The organism is Antarctobacter jejuensis, assembly GCF_052266595.1.
In the GTDB taxonomy this organism is placed as follows: domain Bacteria; phylum Pseudomonadota; class Alphaproteobacteria; order Rhodobacterales; family Rhodobacteraceae; genus Antarctobacter; species Antarctobacter jejuensis.
In genome coordinates this window covers 59,223-78,997 of record NZ_JBQQXJ010000004.1, presented here as the reverse complement: position 1 = coordinate 78,997, position 19,775 = coordinate 59,223, and the positions used below count along the sequence as shown (strand labels likewise).

The window sequence follows — 19,775 nt, the reverse complement described above, 5'->3', positions numbered from 1 at the left end:
CCGCATTCCCATCACACCGGCGGGTTCAGCGCCTCCTGAACGGCCTTGGCCAGCGTGGTTGGCCGGATGGGTTTGTGCAGCACCGGGGCCGTGACCTTGCCCATTTCCTGACTGGAAAAGCCGGTGTAGCCGGACATGAACAGCACCGGAATGTCGGGCCGCAGGGCGCGGACCGCCTCGGCCAGTTCAAAGCCGCCGATTTCCCCGGGCATCACGATATCGGTCAGCAACAGGTCAATCGTCTCGCCGCTGCGCGCGATGTCCAGCGCTTCGGCCGCCGTGTCGGCGGACAGCGGATCGTAGCCGAGCTTTCTGAGCACATCGACCATCATGTCCAGCAGGTCGAATTCATCTTCAACCACGAGGATGCGCTGCCCCTGCCCTTCGGCGCCGGGAATACGGTCAATCCCGGCCTCTTGCACATGCTGCGGCAGGCCACGCGGCAGGATCAGGCGGACGGTAGTGCCTGCGCCCTCTTCGGATTCGATCAGCAATTGGCCCTGTGACTGCTGGACGAAACCGTAGACCATAGACAGGCCCAGCCCGCTGCCGACGCCGGTGTCCTTTGTAGTGAAGAAGGGATCGACCGCACGGCGCAGCACTTCGGCGGACATGCCCGGCCCGTCATCCGACACGGTAAATTCCACGTAGTGGCCAGCCATCACAAGGGGCCGGTCCCCGCCGGTCTCCGGCTCTGGTGGACGGGAGGAATACTGCTTGGTGTCGCCGTTGCGCAGCGAAGCGGTCGCATCAAGGTCCGACACCGCGCGCGCCGAAACGGAAATGCGCGATCCACAGTCGGTGTCCGTCATCGCGTCACGCGCGTTCAGAACGAGGTTCAGCAGCGCGTTGTCCAGATGCCCCTCTTCGCAATAGACCCAGAGATCCTCTGGCACCGGGGAAAATTCCAGCAAGAAGCGGTCCTTGATCACCGGGACGACAAGCCCCTGAAATTCCGTCAGAACATCCTTGGCCTGCAGGGATTGCGCCAGTCCGGGCTGACGGCTGGCAAAGGCCAGAAGGCGCTGCGTCAGGTCCGCGCCGCGCCGCACGGCCCCAAGCGCGGCAGAGACGAAGGGGCGTGTCTCATCGTCCTCACGCGTGTCGGCGATCAGCTGAACCGCAAATTCGATGGTCGCCAGCAGGTTGTTGAAGTCGTGGGCGATGCCGCCGGTCAACTGGCCCAGCGCATCCATGCGGCTGGTCCGGTCCAGTTGCTGGCGCTGGCGTTCCGCCTCTGTCACGTCATCAAGGACGACCACCGCGTGCACATCGGGGGCAATCGTGCCGTCGACGCGCGCGCTGGACACCAGCACGTAGCGCAGTTCCTGTTCGGCGCCGGTGCGGAGCACCGCCATTTCCCCGCTCAGCCGCTGCCCCAGAAGCGCGCGTTTCACCGGGTTCTTCGATGCCTCCAGCACGGTCAGGTGATCCGGTTCGAGGAAAGAGATATGCGCGGGCCAGTCGAAGGGCGGCGGCGTGTCCTGTCTGCCCAAAAGCGCGGCGGCGCTGGGGTTGATGAAGGAAATGCGGCCCGCACGGTCCAGCCCGATGATGCCGCCCTGTGCGGCGTTCAGAACCGCCCGCAGGCGTGCGGTGACGGCCTGTGTCTCGGCGGTCAGACGCTCTGCCTGACGGCGCCCCTGAATGCTGAGCGCCATGACCAACACGAAGATCAGCAGAAAGATCGCGAGGGAGAGAAACAGCCACAACTGCCGTTCGAGGGTCCAGAACACCGGCAGTCCGAAATAGGTCTGGCGCAACAGGAGGTAGTCATCCGTGGCGGTATAGGCCGCCAGCGCATCGTTCAGCTTTTCCCGCGCGATGCCCAGACCCGGCCGCAGGGCGATGCCGCGGGTCAGTTCGCTCAGCGGCGGGGAGACTTCGGCGACCTTGGCCTCAAGGCCAAGACTGTCCAGCATCAGGTGAAAGGGTTCGGCGGCGTAGATGGCGGCGTCCAGTTCCCCGTCGCCCAGACGCCGCGCAAGCTCTTCCTGCGTTTCGACGACCACGAGGTCCTGCAGGCCCAGCCCGGTCGCCGTGGGAAAGCCGATAGAGACCCGCTGAACCCCCACCCGCAGGCCCTGCAACTGCTCTGGCGCGGTGATCCGGTCCGCCTGATCCGCAGGCACGAAGATCGAGACATGGGTGTCTTCGATCGGGTCGGTGAAATCGTAGTTCCGCAGCCGGTCCAGGGAAATGGCGATCTGCGGCAGCAGGTCATAGCCCCCGCCGACCGGCCCTGCCCCGAATTCCGCCTCGTCGATTTCGCGAAATCTCAGGTTCAGCCCGGCGCGTTCGGCCAGATCGCGCAGCAGGGTGACGGCGAAGCCGCTGAAACTGCCATCCTCGTTCACGATCTGGTAGGGCGGATAATGCGCGACGCCCACGGTCAGAACGTCGGGCGGCGGGGCGGGCAGGTCCAGCCCCCAGTCCCTGCGCATCCGCGCCAGCGTGCCGCTTTGATCCAGTTCGTCGATCGCCGCGTCAATGCGCGGGATCAGGTCCGCATGGCGCGCGTTCAGGGCGATGACCCGGTCGAACTGCGCCAGTGGCGGCCCGACCGCCAGGATCCGGTGATCCAGACCGACCGCGCGCGCCAGATTGAAGATCCGGTCGCCGGTGGTCACGGCGCCGTCGATTTCGCCCATGGCCAGGAACAACAGCAGCGCCGCCTCACTGGCCAGCGGCACGGCGATATTGCTGTCCAGCAGGTCGACCCGCGCGCCGGCGGTGGCGTCGACATAGCCGATCCGCTTGCCCTCTGGCCGCTCATAGTCGGGATCGCCGACATGGCCGGCCGAAACGAAGAGGCGCACCTCTGTCCGCGCCACGGGCCGTGAAAAGACGCTGTTGGGGACCAGACCCGGCAGGCGCGCGACGGCGACAAGCCCGTCCAGATCGCCCGCCATGTAGCCCTGAATGACCTCCGGCGCGCTGGGAGCGCGGTCGAACCGGTAGGAGAGGCCCGACAGGTCCGAGATCGCGGCCAGCAACTCTGGCGCAAAGCCGTCGGGCGCACCGGTCGGATCGCTCACGAAAAACGGGGGCATTTCGGTCAAGGCAAAGCGCAGCGGCGGGCTGTCCTGCGCGCGCAGGGGGGCGGCGCAGAGCGTGGCCAGAAGGAGGGCCAGCAGGCCGGCCAGACGGGGCACGATGAAACCAGACAAGCGCTGCAAGAACTTTCCTTTCCGCCCGCTTTGACCGGCAGATATCATCGGCTGTGCCGCCATGTCAGGTATCATCCCATGAGGGGCCCGGTCAGGGCATTGTGGTACCCGCGGCCGGACTCGAACCGGCACGGCATAAAGCCTGGGGATTTTAAGTCCCCTGTGTCTACCATTCCACCACGCGGGCCAGTGCGGCGACCATAATCGTTGCGCGTGCCGTGTAAACCGCCCGCAGGCAACCTGCAACAGTTGCAAAGCGCAGGTTTTAGGGATGCCGGGTGGTCCTGTCAGCGGCAGGATTTCGAACGGAGGCCGCTCAGATTTCCTCGTCGGGCAAGGGTTTCAGGAAGGCGCGCTCTGACAGCCAGGGGTTCAGGGCGAGTGCGGCACGAAGGGCGATCTGTCCGTCCTGATCGCGGCCCATTTTCAGCAACGTCACGGCCTTTCCCGACAGGGCGCCGATGTGGCGCGGGTTCAGTTCCAGCGCGCGGTCCAGATCCGGCAGGGCGGCGGCAAAGTCGCCGCGCAGGAAGTTGACGAAGGCGCGCTGATTGTAGCCCTCGGCGTAGAACGGGCAGTAGGACACCAGCGCGTTCAGCCGGTTCATGGCGCGCAGGAAGTTGAACTCGGCGCGCGCCTGCATGGCCTCGTTCAGCATGGCCTGGCTGGAGGGATCGGGGGCGTTGTCCCAATAGCCCCACATCTGGTTGGTGATGATGCGGGCCGCCGTCTCATCCGGGGCGATCAGCAGCGCCTCATAGAGGGGGTCCAGTTCGGCCCGGTGATCGGGGGCGGTGGGGCAGCCATCGGCCAACAGGGGCGAGGCGAGCGACAGGGAAAGCAGGGCTGGGGCAAATGCGTGTCTCATGCGCCAAGGGTGCCACGCCCCGGTCCCCGGTCAAGTCACATCCACGACACCGCTTTCCTTGACCGCCTCCATCGCCACGAAAGTCGAGGTCGAGGACACCCCCGGCAGGGTCGATACCTTTTCCGCCAGCACGCGGCGATAGCTGGGCATGTCCTGCGTGCGCACCTTCAGCAGGTAGTCGAAATTGCCCGCGATCAGATGCGCCTGTTCGATTTCGGGGATGGTGGCGACGGCATCGTTGAACCGTTTGAGCGTGACCTCACGGGTGTCCACCATACGCACCTCGACAAAGGCGACATGGTCGATGCCAAGGCGGATCGGGTCCAGAACGGCGCGGTAGCCCCGGATATATCCCGCCTCTTCCAGCCGCCGCAGGCGTGTCTGGGTGGGGGATTTGGACAGGCCGATGCGGCGCGCCAGTTCGGTGACCGATATCCGCCCCTCGCCCGCCAGAACACCGAGAATCGACAAGTCAAAGCGGTCCAGTCCCTCACCATCCGTTTGCATCGCGAAATCCCGAAAACTCGATCCATTCGGCAAGCATTGACGCAATAATCGGCCAAAACGCCCGCCATCTGATCCCTATACTACCCGAAATGCCGGACGAAGGAAACAATTCTCCGGCACCACTCCTCACATTGGAAAAACGCCATGCCCAAGGACCAGATGACCGACCTGCGTACCCGTGTTGACGCAATGACCTACGCCGATGAGGCGGAGACGCTGCAAAGCCTGCGCAAGGCTGCCGCGCTGGATGAGGTCGACCGCGCCACCATTGGCCGGAACGCCGCGCAACTGGTCCGTGACATCCGGGGTAGCACCCGCCCCGGCCTGATGGAAGTATTCCTTGCCGAATACGGCCTGTCGACCGATGAGGGCGTCGCGCTGATGTGTCTGGCCGAGGCGCTGCTGCGCGTGCCGGATGCGCACACCATCGACGCGCTGATCGAGGACAAGATCGCGCCATCGGACTGGTCCAAGCACCTTGGCCATTCGACCTCGCCGCTGGTCAATGCCTCGACCTGGGCGCTGATGCTGACCGGCAAGGTGCTGGAGGACACGCCGCCGGGACCCGTGGGCCATCTGCGCAGCGCGATCAAGCGGTTGGGAGAGCCGGTGATCCGCAAGGCAGTAGGCCGTGCCATGCGTGAAATGGGCGCGCAGTTCGTGCTGGGCGAGACGATTCAGGCCGCGATGAAGCGCGGGGCGGCGATGGAGGCCAAGGGCTACGGCTATTCCTACGACATGCTGGGCGAGGCCGCGCGCACGGAGGGTGACGCGCAGCGCTATTTCGACGCCTACGCCAAGGCGATTGCCGCCATCGCGCTGGCCGCCAAGGCGGACGCCCCGCGCGACAACCCCGGCATATCGGTCAAGCTGTCGGCCCTGCACCCGCGCTATGACGAATTGCAGGCCGAAACGGCGCGCGCCGTTCTGGTGCCGCGCCTGACCGCGCTGGCCCGTCAGGCCCGCGATGCGGGCATTGGCCTGAACGTGGACGCCGAAGAGGCCGACCGCCTGTCGCTGTCGCTGGACATCATCGAGGCCACCCTGTCGGACGAGACGCTGAAAGGCTGGGACGGCTTCGGCGTGGTGGTGCAGGCCTACGGGCAGCGCGCAAGCCACGTGATCGACTGGCTGTACGCACTGGCAGAACGGTTGGACCGCAAGATCATGGTGCGGCTGGTCAAGGGCGCCTATTGGGACAGCGAGATCAAGAAGGCGCAGGTCGCCGGTCTGCCCGGCTTTCCGGTCTTCACCTCCAAAGCGGCGACGGACATTTCCTATATCTCCAACGCGCGCAAGCTGTTGGGCATGACGGACCGCATCTATCCGCAGTTCGCCACCCACAACGCCCACACCGTCGCCGCCATCCTGCACATGGCGGATGACGCGTCGGCCTATGAGTTCCAGCGCCTGCACGGCATGGGCGAAACGCTGCATCGCCTCGTGATGGAGCAAAACGGCACCCGCTGCCGGATCTACGCCCCGGTGGGCGCGCATCGTGACCTGCTGGCCTACCTCGTCCGCCGCCTGCTGGAAAACGGCGCGAACTCTTCCTTTGTAAACCAGATCGTCGATGAGGATGTGGCGCCAGAGGTCGTGGCCGCCGATCCCTTTGCCGCGCCGATGGGCCGTCAGATCACCCGTGGCCCGGACCTGTTTGCGCCGGAGCGGCCGAACTCCAAAGGCGTGGACCTGCGCCACCGGCCCAGCCTTGCCGCGCTGAACGCGGCGCGCGAGGCCTTTCGCACGCATCAGTGGCAGTCCGCACCGCTGACCGCCGTCAACGCGCCTGTCGGGTCGACCGACCCGGTTGTGAACCCCGCCAATCCGCAGGACAAGGTCGGTGAGGTCACATGGGCCACGCCGGACACCGCCCGCGCCGCCGCCGAGGCCGCCCGCCCCTGGGCTGCCTCTGCGCAAGAGCGCGCGCGCATCCTGAACGCCGCCGCCGACCTCTACGAGGCCGCAGAGGGCGAGGTCTATGCCATCCTGCACCGCGAAGCGGGCAAATCGATCATGGACGCGCTGGCCGAACTGCGCGAGGCGGTGGATTTCCTGCGCTACTACGCCGCCCGTTGTCAGGAGGGGCAGGACAGCCCCTTGGGCGTCTTTGCCTGTATCTCTCCGTGGAACTTCCCGCTGGCCATCTTCACCGGTCAGATCGCGGCAGCGCTGGCGGCGGGGAATGCCGTGCTGGCGAAACCGGCGGAACAGACACCGCTGATCGCGCATCTGGCCTGCACCCTGCTGCACCGGGCCGGCGTGCCGGCAACGGCGCTGCAACTGCTGCCCGGCGCCGGGGACGTGGGCGGCGCGCTGACCTCTGCCCCTCAGGTGGATGGCGTGGCCTTCACCGGCGGCACCGAGACCGCGCAGATCATCCACCGCAGCATGGCCGCGCATCTGGCCCCCGGCGCGCCGCTGATCGCCGAAACCGGCGGGCTGAACGCCATGATCGTCGACAGCACCGCCCTGCCCGAACAGGCCGTGCAGGCGATTGTCGAAAGCGCGTTCCAATCCGCTGGTCAGCGCTGTTCGGCGCTGCGCTGCCTCTACGTGCAGGAAGACGTGGCCGAGCCCCTGCTGGAGATGCTCAAGGGCGCGATGCAGGCGCTGGTGGTGGGTGACCCCTGGGATCCGGCCACGGACGTCGGCCCGGTGATCGACACAGAGGCACAGGACAGCATCCTGGCCCATGTGGCAGAGGCCGCGCGCGCGGGCCGTGTGCTGCACCAGGTGCCGGTGCCGGCAGAAGGCACCTTTGTCCCGCCGACAATGATCCGCGTGGCCGGCATCGAGGAGATGGAGCGCGAAATCTTTGGCCCCATCCTGCACGTCGCCACCTTCAAGGCGCGCGATCTGGACCGGGTGATCGACCGGATCAACGGCACCGGCTACGGTCTGACCTTTGGCCTGATGACCCGGATCGACGAGCGGGTGCAGCATGTCACGGATCGCGTCATGGCGGGCAATATCTACGTCAACCGCAACCAGATCGGCGCGATCGTCGGCAGCCAGCCCTTCGGCGGCGAGGGGCTGTCGGGCACCGGGCCCAAGGCGGGCGGGCCGCTCTACCTGAACCGCTTCCGCGCCCATCCCGCGCCCGTCAGCGATGCGACACCCGGCACCGCCCCGGCCGACCTGGCAAAGCGGATCGCCGAGGCCGCGCAGGAAGAACCCGCGCCCAGCCGCGTCGAACTGCCCGGCCCCACCGGAGAGGCCAACGTGCTGCACCAGCACGCGCGCCCGCCGGTCCTGTGCCTTGGCCCCGGCGCCCACACCGCGCAGGCGCAGGCACAGGCGATCCGCGCATTGGGGGGCATTGCCGTCACCGCGGATGGCCTGACGCCCGTGGCTCTGGGTGAAACGGACGGCATTTCCGGCGCACTCTGGTGGGGGGATGCGGCGACCGCCCGCGCCTATCGTCAGGCGCTGGCCGCCCGCAAGGGGGCGATCCTGCCGCTGATCACCGGTCAGCCGGACGCGGGTTATGCCCGGTCCGAACGGCACGTCTGCGTCGACACCACGGCGGCAGGCGGCAACGCCGCGCTGCTGGCCGGACAGGACGGCTGAGCCCAGGGATCACCCGGCGGGAGGGCAATCGACAGGCCCTCCCGCCAATTCGCCTTGACGTCCTCCCCGGGGATGCCAATCTCCCTGACATGTTTCCAATCCGCGATCACAACCCATCGGGCCGCGTGCCTTATGTCACCTACGCCCTGATCGCGATGAATGTGGCGGTCTTTCTCTATTCGCTGCAGATCGAAACCTCGCCCCGCGCGCTGAATGTCTTTTATGCACAATACGCCCTTGTCCCCCGGTTCCTGACCGAAGGCTTCGGCTTTTCCGGCCTCTTCACCTCGATGTTCCTGCACGGCGGTTGGATGCATATCATCGGCAACATGCTGTTTCTCTACATCTTCGGCGACAACCTCGAAGACGAGATGGGGCATATCGGCTTTACCCTCTTCTACGTCGCCGCAGGCATGGGCGCGGGCCTCATCCACTGGCTGGCCGCGCCCTATTCCAACATCCCCACGGTCGGGGCCTCGGGCGCCATCGCCGGGGTGATGGGTGGCTACCTCTTGCTGTTTCCCAAGGCGCGGGTGGATATCCTTCTGATCCTTGTCATCATCTTCAAGGTGATCCCGGTCCCGGCCTGGCTGATGCTGGCGATCTGGTTCGCGCTGCAGGTCGTCGGCGGCGCAAACGCGCCCGCGGATGAGGGCGGCGTCGCCTATTGGGCGCATGTGGGCGGCTTTGTGGTCGGCCTCGTGCTGACGGTACCGGTCTGGCTACGCCGGGGGGCCACCGCCTATTGGGACCGCACCGACGGCCACCCGCCCCACCCCGAAACCCGGTATGACTTCAAGCGCAGCCAGATCCCCCGCGTCACCGCGCGCAAGAGCCATACCCAAGTCCCCAGAGTACGACGAAAATGACAGATCCCGTAAAGGCCACCTGCCACTGCGGCGCGGTCGAACTGCAGGTCACCCTGACGGACGGGCTGACCACCGCCCGCCGCTGTGACTGCTCCTACTGCCGCCGCCGCAGCGTGCCGGTGGTCTCCGCCCCGCTGGACGGGGTCACGGTCACGCGCGGCGCGGACCAGCTGACGCTCTACAGCTGGGGCACGCATACGGCGAAACACTATTTCTGCAAGACATGCGGCATCTACATGTACCACCGCCGCCGCTCCAACCCGAACGAGTTCGGCGTCAACCTCTACGCCATCGAGGGGATGGAACCGAAGGACATCGAACCGGTGGGCTGGCACGACGGCGTCAACCACCCCTCGGACCGCTGACCACGCCCCTGCCAAAGGGCCTGTTCCCCGGAGCCATCTCTCGCTGATGCCGATCAGAGATGACCGGGGGACCCCTGCAAGGGGGCGCAGCCCCGCGCGGCACGCGCGGCTTGCCCTTGCGGGGGACGCGCGGTTGTCTCAGGCATCTTTCAGCGAGGGATGGGTGCGGGGAACAGGCCCGGGCTTGTTTCCGGGTGAGTCTTGAAGCGAAAAACGCGCCCAAGGGGCGCGCTTCGCAAATTCACTCACCCAAGCTCACTCACCCAAGAGGTTCTGCCCCAGTTCACTCCGCCCGCAAAAGCTTGGCGAAGGGGCCGAAGATGTCATTGTTGGCGCACAGGATGCTGCCGCTTTCCAGCGGGTCCTGCCCTTCGCGCACGCCTTCGACCAGCGCGCCGGCCTCCTTGGCGATCAGGTAGCCCGCCGCCATGTCCCACAACTGCAACTCGCGCTCCCAGTAGCCGTCATAGCGACCCGCCGCCACATAGGCGAGGTCCAGCGCCGCAGAGCCGAACCGGCGCACACCGGCGCATTCCGGCATGACGCGGGCCAGATCCTTCAGCGTGGCGGGCAGCGTGCGTTTGGCGGCAAAGGGGATGCCGGTGGCAAAGACCGCCTCGATCATCCGCCGCCGTCCCGACACCCGCAGACGCTTGGAATCGTTCAGCCATGCGCCGGTGCCACGTTCGGCATAGAACATCTCGTCCTTCGCGGCGTCAAAGATGACCCCCGCCACGATCTGGCCCTTGTGTTCCAGCGCGATGGAAATCGCCCAATGCGGCAGCCCGTGCAGAAAGTTGGTGGTGCCGTCCAGCGGATCGACGATCCAGCGGCGGGTCGGGTCGGTGCCCTCATCCTCGCCACCTTCTTCGGCCAGCCAGCCATAGTTGGGCCGCGCCTCCATCAGTTCTTCTTTCAGGATGCGCTCGGCCTCCATGTCGGCGCGCGACACGAAATCGCCCGCGCCCTTCATCGAGACCTGAAGGTTCTCGACCTCGCGGAAGTCCTTGACCAGCGACCGCCCCGCCTTGCGCGCGGCCTTCATCATGATGTTCAGATTGGCGCTGCCTTGCATGGCGCGATCCTTCCCAGCGGTCGAATGAAATCAGGCCGCGCGTATACGCGGCCTGATCCATCTTGCCAAGGGGCGGCGGCCCCAAGACGCGTGTTCAGCGGTAGACGATGCCCTTTTCGCCCGGAACGATCACCGGCGAGGGGCTGTAATGGCGCTTTTTGGTGCCACCGGCGCGATTGTAATAGGGGCCCGCGTTCGGCTTGCCACAGCAGACAACGCCCCCGGCCAGAACCGGCTGCAGGCCTGCGGGGCAGTAGTTGGCGCCCTTGTATTCATGAACCAGGAAATTCGAATTGGGATTATTGGTGGCATCGCCCATGTACATGTCGCCCCAGGCAAGCGCCGAGGTCGCACTCAGGGTCAGCGCCGTGGCAGCGGCGGCAAAGGTCAGTCGCATGAAGTCCCCCATCGTGACCAGTTGGTGATTATCCACACGCTATCAGCGAGTGCGCGCGAGTCAATTTTTTCGTGCCATTTCCGGGAGTTTTTCCCGATTCTCAGGCCCGGCCAAAGAGCCGCAGAGGCACCGTATCGCCTCCGCAACCGACCAGTTTCATGACGCTCAGGCGCGCGACATACGCGTGGATTTTGTCCCACACGGGGGTTCACGTCCCCGTGCAGGGGTCTCCCGCAGGATCGCGGGACGGGTATCTTGAAGCCACGCCAACACCAGACCGGAGACACCCATGGCCCAGTTCACCCGCCGCAGCGCCCTGTCGCTTGCCCTTGCCAGCCCTGCGCTCATCCTCTCTGCCCGCGCCGTCCACGCAGCGGAACCAGAGATCTATGCCGAAGGCGGCATTGCCATTGATGGATCGGACCCCGTCGCCTATTTCGCCGAAAACGGCCCGGTGCCCGGCGGCACGGCACAGGTGGATTGGAAAGGCGCGACCTGGCGCTTTGCGACGCCCGAAAACGCCGCCGCCTTTGAGGCGGACCCGATGACCTATGCGCCGCAATTCGGCGGCTACTGCGCCTTTGCCGCCTCGCGCGGGTATCTGGCACCCACGATTCCCGAGGCCTGGACCGTCTACAAGGGAGAGCTGTTTCTCAATGCCAACCTGCGCGCGCGCAAGCTATGGCTGGCGGAGATCGACGCCAATATCGCCAAGGGCCGCGCAAACTGGCCCAAAATCCTCGGGTGACACCCGGGATCTACATCCGTTTCTGGCCATAGGTGGGACGGCGGGCGGGGCGATGCCACGGGGGTTCCCCGGGGCGAGCGGCGCCTGTCGTCACACCAGTCGGCTCATCCCGCGATGCCCAGCAACGCCCGGATCGCATCGGGCGAAAGGGGAAACAGGGGGCGGGCGCTGTCGAAGGGTCCTGCGACGCCACGGATCGGGTTATGTTTTTTATGCTGCTCCATGATCCGAAGGTAAGGGCAGAAGGCCATGCAAGTAAGGGGAAAACGGCAAATCCCTTAACCCGGACAGCCCCCTGCCGAAACGGCAAGCAACCCCCTGCGGCGCGCTCAATCGTTCAGCAGGCCGCCCGGCGTCCGGTCAGCCCTTGGTCACCCGGTCCGCCTTTTTTCGCACCAGAACGCTGCGCAGGTCATGCATGGCCAGCAGCAGCGCGTCCGTCACCTCTTCCAACTGGTCATCCTCGGCCCGCGCCTGCGCCCATTGCGCGGTCTGGTTCAGGTGATCGATGGTGCGGTGGATGTCGTCCATTTCCCGCCGCGCCAGCAGCGCCTGCCGCGCCTCCATCCAGCCGCGGATCTCTTCCAGCTCGCCGGGCTCCAGCTCGCGGTCGCCATGCGGCTTGATCTCACCCTTGTTGGTGTTCACCACGGCGATTTGTTCCATCTCGATCCGCCGTTGCCGGTTTTCCGTATCCACACGGTAAACCAGCGCGCCGTTTTCGCGGGTGCGATAGAAGAACTGCGGCAGTTCGGTGGTCATGACAGCCCCGCGCAGAACCGTTCGATCCGGTCGCAGGCCTGCGTCAGATCCGCGTCCGAGGCGGCATAGCTGACGCGGAAATGCGGGCTGAGGCCGAAGGCCGCGCCAAAGACCACCGCAACGCCCTCTTCTTCCAGAAGCGCCGTGCAGAAATCCTCATCCGTGTCGATCCTGCGCCCCCCGGTCGAGGTCTTGCCCAGACAGCCCGCCACCGACGGGTAGACGTAGAACGCGCCCTCTGGCACGGCGCAGGTCACGCCCGCGCAGCCGTTCAGACGTGCCGCCACCATGTCGCGCCGGGCGCGGAAGGCGGCCGCCCGTTCGGCAAGGAAATCCTGCGGCCCGTTCAGCGCCTCGACCGCCGCCCATTGGCTGATCGAACAGGGATTGGTGGTGGACTGGCTCTGCACCTTGCGCATGGCGGTTATCAGATGCTCCGGCCCGCCGGCATAGCCGATGCGCCAGCCGGTCATGGCATAGGCCTTGCTGACGCCGTTCACGGTCAGCGTCCGGTCATAAAGCCCCGGCTCCACCTGCGCCGGAGAGACGAATTCGAAGCCGTCGTAGACAAGGTGTTCATACATGTCGTCCGACATCACCCAGACGTGCGGGTGGCGCATCAGCACATCGGTCAGCGCCTTCAGCGTGGCGCGGTCATAGCCTGCGCCCGTCGGGTTCGACGGCGAGTTGAAGATCAGCCATTTGGTGCGCGGCGTGATCGCCGCCTCCAGTTGTTCGGGCGTGATGCGGAAACCGTTGGCCTCTGCGCCCTCGACAATCACCGGCTCGCCGCCGCCCATGCGCACCATGTCCGGGTAGCTGACCCAATAGGGCGCGGGAATGATGACCTCATCGCCGGGGTTCAGCGTGGCCATCAGCGCGTTGTAAAGCACCTGCTTGCCGCCGGTCGAAACGCTGATCTGTTTCGGCGTATAAGTCAGCCCGTTCTCGCGGGCGAATTTGCCACAGATCGCCTGTTTCAGCTCGGGGATGCCGTCGGGCGCGGTGTATTTCGTTTTCCCCGCCTCGATTGCCGCAATTGCCGCAGCCTTGATGTTGTCCGGCGTGTCAAAGTCAGGCTCGCCAGCACCGAGTCCGATCACATCCCGTCCCGCCGCCTTGAGTTCCAGCGCAAGCTGGGTCACAGCCACGGTGGGAGAGGGTTTCACACGGGCCAGTGTCTGCGAGAGAAAGCTCATGGGGGTTCGCCGTTTGTAATTGCGTCTCCCCCGTCTTAGTTTGCGCACAAAACCCGTTCAAGCGGCTTCACCGGAAGGGACTGACAATGGATGACACGACGGACTGGTACGGACCCGAAAGCGCCACCTTCGGAGACCGTCTTGCCGCCGCGCGCGATGCCGCCGGAATGTCACAGGAGACGCTGGCCAAGCGCCTTGGCGTCAAGATCAAGACGCTGCAGGCCTGGGAGGATGACGTCAACGAACCGCGCGCCAACCGTCTCAGCATGCTGGCCGGGCTGTTGAATGTGTCCATCGTCTGGCTGATCACCGGAGAGGGCGAAGGCCTGCCCGACCCATTGGACGACGAGGTTCTGACCCCCGACGTGAACACCATCCTGACCGAAATCCGCGCCCTGCGCGGCCAGTTCCGCGCCGGGACGGAAAAGCTGGGCCGGCTGGAAAAACGCCTGCGGACGCTGCTGAAGGAGCAGGTCTGACATGGCCGTCGAAGACCGCGAAACCCGTCTCAAGCGTTTGCAGATGCGGTCGATGCGCCGCGGCACCAAGGAGATGGACATCCTGCTGATGCGCTTTGCCGAGGCGCGTCTGGCCTCGCTCGACGATGCCACGCTGGACGCCTACGAGGCGCTTTTGTCCGAAAACGATCAGGATCTCTATCAATGGATCTCGGGTCAGCGCCAGGGGCCCGATAACCATGCCCCGATGATCGAAGAGATCCGCCGCGTCGCGGCAAACGGTTGACCGCACTGACAAAACCGGCCTCAGCGCGGCGAATTACGCGCCGGGGCCGACCACGGGACAGGGTAACACAGGTTAACCAAGTCCCGGAAATGGTTCGAATTTTCCGGGCCTTTCCCACGGTTTAACCCAATATTTGTGTTTATCCCCGAATGCTCTGTCGCAGAAAAACAGGCGGAGAACGAAATGAGCATTCATTCGTCCATGAACCGGGGTCCCGAACAGGGCTTTGTGGCGAGCTATCTTGAGGCGCTGAGCCTGGTGGAACGGTTGCACCGCCTGCTGCTCGACGTGATCAAGGATGAGTTCGAACGGTTGGGCATCATCGATGTGAACGCAGTGCAGGCGCTGTTGCTGTTCAACATCGGCGACAACGAGGTGACGGCGGGCGAGTTGAAAACCCGCGGCTACTATCAGGGCTCGAACGTCAGCTACAACCTCAAGAAGCTGGTCGAGATGGGCTATATGCACCATCAGCGGTGCGAGATCGACCGCCGGTCCGTGCGTGTCCGGCTGACCCAGCGTGGACGTGAGATCCGCGATATCGTTGGCGAACTCTTTGGCCGCCATGCCGAGGGGCTGCAAGGCAAGGGCGTGCTGTCGCTGGACGGCATCGACGAGATCACCACCGCGCTGCGCCGCGTAGAACGCTACTGGACCGACCAGATCCGGTATATCTACTGACGCCTGCAGCGCCGCTGACCTGCTGGAAACCGGCGCAGGGGGCTCTGCCCCCGTCCCTGCGGGATTTGAAAAACCAAAGAAGATAAGGCGGTCGCGCCCGGTCCGGGCCGGTGGGACGGCGGGCGGGGCGATCTGCGCCGCAGGCGCAGGAGCGGCGCCGCCGTCACCGGGGTGTCGGCGGGTCGACATCAGGGGAACAGCGGGTTGCTGCCGGGCTTTCAGCGGGCCGAAACCGCCAGCACCTGCAATTCCCGTTTCAGCTTGCGGATCATCGCCTCTTCAAAGGTCTCGAACCCCAGCGCCGTTTCCACGAAAGCATCGGCCCCTCCGATGACATAGGCGCGGTAGTACGAGGCCAGCGCGCCGATGCCATCGGCATTCCCGGTGGCCCCGATCACCAGCCCGTTGATTGTGATCCCGGCCGGGCGCACATCCTGCGGGCGCGGCCCGGTGTTGGAGGTGCCATCGCCGGAGAGGTCCAGAACCCGCCGCCAGCAGGCCCCCTGATCCGCCAGCAAAGCCGCGCCATAGGTCTTGGCCGCGCCGATTGCCGTCGATTGCTCCATCGGTGCCCGTCCGGTCGACCGCAGGCGCGCCGCCAGCGCGGCCACATCCGCAGGCCCCTTGATCGCCAGCCAGGGCGCGACAAGGCGCTGCGACGCCGGCCCGCTCCATTCGAACACCGCCAGCCGCACCTCGGCCTCCGGCAGGGACAGGAGCGCCGCGACCACCTCCGGATCTTCAAGCGCCCCGGCCAGCCCGTCCAATTGCAGGCGATATTCCTGCGCATTGACGGAGCCGGAGACATCCAGCCCCAGCGCAAGCGCCTGACGGCACTCGGCCGATGCCGCCCCGCCCCAGACAAGCAGGGCCGCCAGAAGTGCCAGGCCCCTCATCCCGGCCCGGTCTGGCCGATGTCCAGACCGCCGACGATGCGATCCTGAATCTCGCGATACAGCTTGCGCGTCATCGCGCGCTGATAGCCTGCGTAGCCTTCGGCGGTTTCGATAAAGGCCCCCGGGCCGTGCAGCACCTCGAATTCATAGTGGTCGACCACGTCCGGATCGGCCCCCAGCACCGCCAGCGCGTTGACCGTGATGCCTTCGAACGGGAAATGCCGGTAGGCCAGTTGCGGCCAGAAGCCGTCATTGGTGATGCCGTCACCGGAGACGTCGATCACCCGCCGTTCACAGCGCGGCGCCTGTTCCATCAGCCCCGCACCGTAGCCCAGCGCATAGCCCAGCGCCGTGGGATAGCGCTGAAAGGACCGCTGGCCGCCGCGCAACTGCTGCGCCACGGCGGCGATCCCGTCGCGCGAGGTCAGCAGCACCCAGTCCTGTATCACCACCGACTGCCGCCGCCCGCTCCATTCATAAACCGCAAGGGCCACCCCACCGCCGCCCTGAAGGATCGCGCCCTGCACGTCCTCGGACATCAGCGCCGCGGCCAAACCGTCTCGCTGCAACAGGTATTCCTGTTCATCCACGGAGGACGACACATCCAGCGCCAGCAAAAGCGCCAACCGGCAGGCGGCCTGCGCCCCTGCCGGCAAGACCGCCGCCGCAGCGACGAGGGCCAAGGCCCGGATCACCAGTGGCCCGTGTTGCCCATGCTGGCCCAGGGCTCTTGCGGAGGCAGGGCATCGCCCTGTTGCAGCAACTCGACAGAGACATTGTCGGGCGACCGGACAAAGGCCATGTGCCCGTCACGCGGCGGACGGTTGATCGTCACGCCCGCGTCCATCAGCGTTTGGCACATCTCGTAGATGTTCGGCACGGTATAAGCGAGATGCCCGAAGTGCCGCGAATCCGAGGGCAGCCCGTCATCCCCGTCCCAATTGTAGGTCAGTTCCACGTCCGCATGGCCATCCGCCTGATCGGGCGGGCAGAGAAACACCAACGTGAACCGGCCCTTCTCATTTTCGCTGCGGCGGCGTTCCACCAGTCCCAGCAGCTTGTAGAATGCGATCGACGCGTCGAGGTCCTTCACGCGGACCATCGTGTGCAGATACTTGATTCCCATTTTGTCCCTTCCGGCCACGCCTGCGCGACGCCGTATTTCAGAATACCGATTTCAGCCCCAGGTGCAGATCGGTGCCCCGGGTCTCATAGACGGTATAATTGGAACTTCGGTCGCGGAAGGAAACCCCGATCTCGGGGGCAAATCCGTAATAATCCAGATCGGGCAGCACGACGTCCAGAGACAGCGACATTTCCTCATCCCGCCGGGGATCGTCCCAAAAGGCCGATGGTCCCTGATCGAAATCCTCCACTTCCCAGGCCAGCGTGACCCGGGGCAGCATCCCCTTGACCGGCTTGCCCATCCCAAAACTCAACGCCGCGCGCGCCGTTTCGCGGGCAACCAGGCGCGAGTCGGAGGCGGTATCGGCGACCGACAGGTCCAGCCGCACAGAGGCGGCAGCAAGGCTGCGGGTCAGCGACAGGCCGATCTCGCGCGTCTGGGCGTCCCGCAGGCCGGCATCGTGGCGTGTCTCATCCTCGAATCCCAGTCGCACGCCCCCCTGCCAGCCCGGAACCAGGGCGCGGCCATAACTCAGGTCCAGCCGCGCCGCATCGGAATAGAGCATCCCGCCCAGCCAGTGCCGCGCGACCGAGGCCTTGCTGTTCGCCAGCCAACGGCCCTCCGGATCGCGCATCTCATAGCCCAGGGACAGCAGCAGCGAGTCCTGCCGGTAATCCGTATCGCGGATGCCCGGCACCTTGTCGCGCGCCTCATCGCTGAACCGCACGCGCTGCACCTCGGCGCCGACACCGAAGTTCAACCGCCGCGTTTTGTCCAACGGCAGGCGATAGAGGTAATCCCCGCCAAGGACGAACCGCTTGCCCGACAGCGGCACCGCAGAGGGGTTGACGAAGCTCAGGCCGCCAAAGCTGAAGGTGTTGGTTTTGGGCGCGCCGTTCAGGTTGTCCGAGGGTTCCATCGCCATGTTCAGCGACAGACGCCAGGGCGTCACGCTGCGCACCTTGCGGAAATCATTGACCGCCAGCGCGCGCAGCGGTTCCTCTGGCGCGATATGGGCCGCGCGCCGCAACCAGAGCTGCGCCATGCCCGGCGCGCCGCCCGTGGCCCGCGCGCGCCCTGTCAATAGTGCCGCGAAATAGCGTTCGCGGTCATCCTCGGTGGTGGAAAAGGCCAGCTTAGCCGCGCCTGCCGCCTCTCCGCTGCGGCCCAGATCGCGCAGGGCGCGCGATTTGATCAGCAGCGCGGGCACATCGCCGGGCGCGCCCAGCAGCACGCCGTCGGCCAGCATCAGCGCCAGTTTCGCATTGCCGTCAGACAGCGCCATCGCGGCGGCGCTGCGCGCGGCATCAACGCTCATGCGGACCTCTTCGGCCCCGGCCCGCCCCGGTCCCAGCAGCGGCGATGCCGCCAACAGAACCAGAGCCAGCACACGCAAGACCCGCGTGGGGTTCAGGCTATGCGCCATGGGTCACGGGCGGGTGGCGATGAAACCACCGGTCTCGCGCGTTTCTTGCAGGATATAGTCGCCGGTCGCCGGATCGATGCCCACCGGCCCGTCACCTTCGACGACCACGATACCGACAACCTCTTTGCCGTCCGGCCCCGCGAACAGGCCCGACCAGCTACCGGTCTGCGACGACGATCCGTCACGCACCACAGTCGCGCTGGACGAGGAAATCGTCCAGTTGTCAAAGTCGATGTCAGCGGTGGCCATCGAAATGAAATCCGCACCGTCCAGATCGGTCAACTGAATACCGTTGGCGTCAAAAAACGTCCGGTTGACGATCACGCCTTCGACCGCGCCGCTGACGTCGAAATCCTGAATGTCGACGTCCATGATCGTCGTGCCGGCGACGTATTCCATCCGCGTGCCGGTGGTATCATCGACCACCGTGCGGACGGCGGCGTATTCACCGGTAAACCTATAGGTATCGTTTGCGTTCGGCAGCGCGCCCGATCCTTTCAGCCGCTGCGCCGCCGCGCCACCAAAGCCGAAGGACAGGTAGCGGTCACTGCCGACCGTGCCGACCTGCGAATTGCCGCTGGCAGAGCGCCGGAAGACCGCGAAATACTCTGACCCGGCAGCGGTCCCGCCGGCGTTTCTGAAGCCCGTGAAGCCGGTCCCGGCCAAGGCCGCCGTGACGGCCGGGTTGGCGGTATAGACGTTCTCGCCGGTCGCCGTCTTGTTGGAATCGAACGGCAGGTTGTTGAAGACAAGCTCACCCGTCGCCGGATCAAAGGTCATGTCGTCGACCGTCAGATCGTCCGACACACCGTCCAGCTCACTGGAATAGAGGTTGTCGGGATCCGGATCCGCGGTGGCGCCGCCGCCGCCGCCCGGTGTGGATGCCGGTGCCGGTTCGGCAATCAAGGGTTGAGCGCCGGTCCCGATGCCGGTCGAGCTGCCGTCTGAAAGACTCGTGCCTTCACAAGCGGCAAGCGCGCTCGCCAACGCGAGCGCTGCAATGGTGCGATACATGGAACTGCCTCAGGTCTTGCCTATTATTTTGTCCACAGGGTGCGGGCGGCCTGCAAAAAAGTCAATCATTGCGCGGGTTGCGCCCCGGATGTGCGGCAAATACGCCCCACTTGGGGCAATACGGGCCAAGGTGCCGCAGGCCGGGCGCGCGGGCGGGAATCGACAATCCGAACAAAAAGTGGCATTCTCCCTGCCACCTTGAATTTGCGAATTACCCGCCTGCAACAGGCGTACCAACACCACATCTAGGAGCCGCCCCTTAGCGCAACACAAGGTTGCGTTTGTAACCGGGGATCATTTTGCGGCGGGGACGTGGTCAGGACGGCCTGCCGACAGGTCCGACCGGCGATGGCCG

19 protein-coding genes and 1 tRNA gene are annotated in these 19,775 nt (G+C 65.6%); 7 read left to right on the top strand and 13 right to left on the bottom strand.

The features are described 5' to 3' along the window. Positions 1 to 11: 11 nt before the first annotated feature. The 4 genes from ACTXGA_RS07270 to ACTXGA_RS07255 all read right to left on the bottom strand — a co-directional run bounded on the left by ACTXGA_RS07270 (position 12) and on the right by ACTXGA_RS07255 (position 4,545). Positions 12 to 3,179, bottom strand: coding sequence for a transporter substrate-binding domain-containing protein (locus ACTXGA_RS07270; RefSeq protein WP_443392482.1), 3,168 nt, complete (start codon positions 3,177 to 3,179; stop codon positions 12 to 14). 93 nt (positions 3,180 to 3,272) lie between these two features. Beyond that, a tRNA-Leu gene (locus ACTXGA_RS07265) sits at positions 3,273 to 3,357 on the bottom strand. Between the two features lie 129 nt (positions 3,358 to 3,486). Next, on the bottom strand, positions 3,487 to 4,038 hold the full coding sequence (locus ACTXGA_RS07260; RefSeq protein WP_443392481.1) for a tetratricopeptide repeat protein: 552 nt from the start codon (positions 4,036 to 4,038) through the stop codon (positions 3,487 to 3,489). A gap of 30 nt (positions 4,039 to 4,068) precedes the next feature. Then, positions 4,069 to 4,545, bottom strand: a complete 477-nt coding sequence (locus tag ACTXGA_RS07255) for an Lrp/AsnC family transcriptional regulator (RefSeq protein ID WP_443392480.1) — start codon at positions 4,543 to 4,545, stop codon at positions 4,069 to 4,071. Positions 4,546 to 4,689: 144 nt separating this feature from the next. Between ACTXGA_RS07255 and putA the strand changes: the two genes are divergently transcribed. From putA to ACTXGA_RS07240, 3 genes are all read left to right on the top strand, one after another. Then, on the top strand, positions 4,690 to 8,118 hold the full coding sequence (gene putA, locus ACTXGA_RS07250) for a bifunctional proline dehydrogenase/L-glutamate gamma-semialdehyde dehydrogenase PutA (protein ID WP_443392479.1): 3,429 nt from the start codon (positions 4,690 to 4,692) through the stop codon (positions 8,116 to 8,118). Between the two features lie 89 nt (positions 8,119 to 8,207). After that, the gene (locus ACTXGA_RS07245; RefSeq protein ID WP_443392478.1) at positions 8,208 to 8,987 is read left to right on the top strand and encodes a rhomboid family intramembrane serine protease; all 780 of its coding nucleotides are present in this window, start codon (positions 8,208 to 8,210) and stop codon (positions 8,985 to 8,987) included. Next, positions 8,984 to 9,352 (top strand): GFA family protein, encoded by a 369-nt coding sequence (locus tag ACTXGA_RS07240; protein WP_443392477.1) that lies wholly within the window; start codon positions 8,984 to 8,986, stop codon positions 9,350 to 9,352. The genes ACTXGA_RS07245 and ACTXGA_RS07240 overlap by 4 nt, the downstream gene beginning before the upstream one ends. A 283-nt stretch (positions 9,353 to 9,635) precedes the next feature. Here the strand turns inward: ACTXGA_RS07240 and ACTXGA_RS07235 are convergent, their stop codons facing one another. Together ACTXGA_RS07235 and ACTXGA_RS07230 are read right to left on the bottom strand one after the other, a co-directional pair. Continuing rightward, positions 9,636 to 10,427: an inositol monophosphatase family protein gene (locus ACTXGA_RS07235; protein ID WP_443392476.1), complete on the bottom strand. Its 792-nt coding sequence runs from the start codon at positions 10,425 to 10,427 to the stop codon at positions 9,636 to 9,638. Between the two features lie 94 nt (positions 10,428 to 10,521). Then, positions 10,522 to 10,824, bottom strand: a complete 303-nt coding sequence (locus ACTXGA_RS07230; protein WP_443392475.1) for a hypothetical protein — start codon at positions 10,822 to 10,824, stop codon at positions 10,522 to 10,524. A gap of 289 nt (positions 10,825 to 11,113) precedes the next feature. Between ACTXGA_RS07230 and ACTXGA_RS07225 the strand changes: the two genes are divergently transcribed. Then, positions 11,114 to 11,572 (top strand): YHS domain-containing (seleno)protein, encoded by a 459-nt coding sequence (locus ACTXGA_RS07225; RefSeq protein WP_443392474.1) that lies wholly within the window; start codon positions 11,114 to 11,116, stop codon positions 11,570 to 11,572. Between the two features lie 360 nt (positions 11,573 to 11,932). Here the strand turns inward: ACTXGA_RS07225 and ACTXGA_RS07220 are convergent, their stop codons facing one another. Further along, the gene (locus ACTXGA_RS07220; protein WP_443392473.1) at positions 11,933 to 12,334 is read right to left on the bottom strand and encodes a hypothetical protein; all 402 of its coding nucleotides are present in this window, start codon (positions 12,332 to 12,334) and stop codon (positions 11,933 to 11,935) included. After that, on the bottom strand, positions 12,331 to 13,533 hold the full coding sequence (locus ACTXGA_RS07215) for a pyridoxal phosphate-dependent aminotransferase (RefSeq protein ID WP_443392472.1): 1,203 nt from the start codon (positions 13,531 to 13,533) through the stop codon (positions 12,331 to 12,333). The genes ACTXGA_RS07220 and ACTXGA_RS07215 overlap by 4 nt, the downstream gene beginning before the upstream one ends. 86 nt (positions 13,534 to 13,619) lie before the next feature. Here ACTXGA_RS07215 and ACTXGA_RS07210 point away from each other — a divergent pair, with 86 nt between their 5' ends. From ACTXGA_RS07210 to ACTXGA_RS07200, 3 genes are all read left to right on the top strand, one after another. Continuing rightward, complete coding sequence (locus ACTXGA_RS07210) at positions 13,620 to 14,012, top strand: helix-turn-helix domain-containing protein (protein ID WP_443392471.1); 393 nt, start codon at positions 13,620 to 13,622, stop codon at positions 14,010 to 14,012. Position 14,013: 1 nt separating this feature from the next. Then, positions 14,014 to 14,277, top strand: coding sequence for a succinate dehydrogenase assembly factor 2 (locus tag ACTXGA_RS07205; protein ID WP_443392470.1), 264 nt, complete (start codon positions 14,014 to 14,016; stop codon positions 14,275 to 14,277). Positions 14,278 to 14,460: 183 nt separating this feature from the next. Beyond that, complete coding sequence (locus tag ACTXGA_RS07200) at positions 14,461 to 14,958, top strand: MarR family winged helix-turn-helix transcriptional regulator (RefSeq protein ID WP_443392469.1); 498 nt, start codon at positions 14,461 to 14,463, stop codon at positions 14,956 to 14,958. 218 nt (positions 14,959 to 15,176) lie between these two features. On the opposite strand, the gene ACTXGA_RS07195 is transcribed toward ACTXGA_RS07200, so the two are convergent. The 5 genes from ACTXGA_RS07195 to ACTXGA_RS07175 are packed head-to-tail and all read right to left on the bottom strand — an operon-like array spanning position 15,177 to position 19,420. Next, positions 15,177 to 15,854, bottom strand: coding sequence for a DUF1194 domain-containing protein (locus ACTXGA_RS07195; protein ID WP_443392468.1), 678 nt, complete (start codon positions 15,852 to 15,854; stop codon positions 15,177 to 15,179). Next, on the bottom strand, positions 15,851 to 16,549 hold the full coding sequence (locus ACTXGA_RS07190; protein WP_443392467.1) for a DUF1194 domain-containing protein: 699 nt from the start codon (positions 16,547 to 16,549) through the stop codon (positions 15,851 to 15,853). The genes ACTXGA_RS07195 and ACTXGA_RS07190 overlap by 4 nt, the downstream gene beginning before the upstream one ends. Further along, entirely contained in the window at positions 16,546 to 16,980 is a 435-nt protein-coding gene (locus ACTXGA_RS07185; protein WP_443392466.1) for a VOC family protein, read from the bottom strand. Before ACTXGA_RS07185 ends, ACTXGA_RS07190 begins: the two co-directional genes overlap by 4 nt. A gap of 37 nt (positions 16,981 to 17,017) precedes the next feature. Then, entirely contained in the window at positions 17,018 to 18,406 is a 1,389-nt protein-coding gene (locus tag ACTXGA_RS07180) for a surface lipoprotein assembly modifier (RefSeq protein ID WP_443392465.1), read from the bottom strand. Between the two features lie 3 nt (positions 18,407 to 18,409). Then, positions 18,410 to 19,420, bottom strand: a complete 1,011-nt coding sequence (locus ACTXGA_RS07175; protein WP_443392464.1) for a hypothetical protein — start codon at positions 19,418 to 19,420, stop codon at positions 18,410 to 18,412. Between the last annotated feature and the right edge of the window lie 355 nt (positions 19,421 to 19,775).

Bases quoted from the DNA above. Each gene is read 5' to 3' on its own strand.
- ACTXGA_RS07260 (WP_443392481.1), bottom strand. From the start codon at position 4,038: ATGAGACACGCATTTGCCCCAGCCCTGCTTTCCCTGTCGCTCGCCTCG.
- ACTXGA_RS07255 (WP_443392480.1), bottom strand. From the start codon at position 4,545: ATGCAAACGGATGGTGAGGGACTGGACCGCTTTGACTTGTCGATTCTC.
- putA (WP_443392479.1), top strand. From the start codon at position 4,690: ATGCCCAAGGACCAGATGACCGACCTGCGTACCCGTGTTGACGCAATG.
- ACTXGA_RS07245 (WP_443392478.1), top strand. From the start codon at position 8,208: ATGTTTCCAATCCGCGATCACAACCCATCGGGCCGCGTGCCTTATGTC.
- ACTXGA_RS07240 (WP_443392477.1), top strand. From the start codon at position 8,984: ATGACAGATCCCGTAAAGGCCACCTGCCACTGCGGCGCGGTCGAACTG.
- ACTXGA_RS07235 (WP_443392476.1), bottom strand. From the start codon at position 10,427: ATGCAAGGCAGCGCCAATCTGAACATCATGATGAAGGCCGCGCGCAAG.
- ACTXGA_RS07230 (WP_443392475.1), bottom strand. From the start codon at position 10,824: ATGCGACTGACCTTTGCCGCCGCTGCCACGGCGCTGACCCTGAGTGCG.
- ACTXGA_RS07225 (WP_443392474.1), top strand. From the start codon at position 11,114: ATGGCCCAGTTCACCCGCCGCAGCGCCCTGTCGCTTGCCCTTGCCAGC.
- ACTXGA_RS07220 (WP_443392473.1), bottom strand. From the start codon at position 12,334: ATGACCACCGAACTGCCGCAGTTCTTCTATCGCACCCGCGAAAACGGC.
- ACTXGA_RS07215 (WP_443392472.1), bottom strand. From the start codon at position 13,533: ATGAGCTTTCTCTCGCAGACACTGGCCCGTGTGAAACCCTCTCCCACC.
- ACTXGA_RS07210 (WP_443392471.1), top strand. From the start codon at position 13,620: ATGGATGACACGACGGACTGGTACGGACCCGAAAGCGCCACCTTCGGA.
- ACTXGA_RS07205 (WP_443392470.1), top strand. From the start codon at position 14,014: ATGGCCGTCGAAGACCGCGAAACCCGTCTCAAGCGTTTGCAGATGCGG.
- ACTXGA_RS07200 (WP_443392469.1), top strand. From the start codon at position 14,461: ATGAGCATTCATTCGTCCATGAACCGGGGTCCCGAACAGGGCTTTGTG.
- ACTXGA_RS07195 (WP_443392468.1), bottom strand. From the start codon at position 15,854: ATGAGGGGCCTGGCACTTCTGGCGGCCCTGCTTGTCTGGGGCGGGGCG.
- ACTXGA_RS07185 (WP_443392466.1), bottom strand. From the start codon at position 16,980: ATGGGAATCAAGTATCTGCACACGATGGTCCGCGTGAAGGACCTCGAC.
- ACTXGA_RS07180 (WP_443392465.1), bottom strand. From the start codon at position 18,406: ATGGCGCATAGCCTGAACCCCACGCGGGTCTTGCGTGTGCTGGCTCTG.
- ACTXGA_RS07175 (WP_443392464.1), bottom strand. From the start codon at position 19,420: ATGTATCGCACCATTGCAGCGCTCGCGTTGGCGAGCGCGCTTGCCGCT.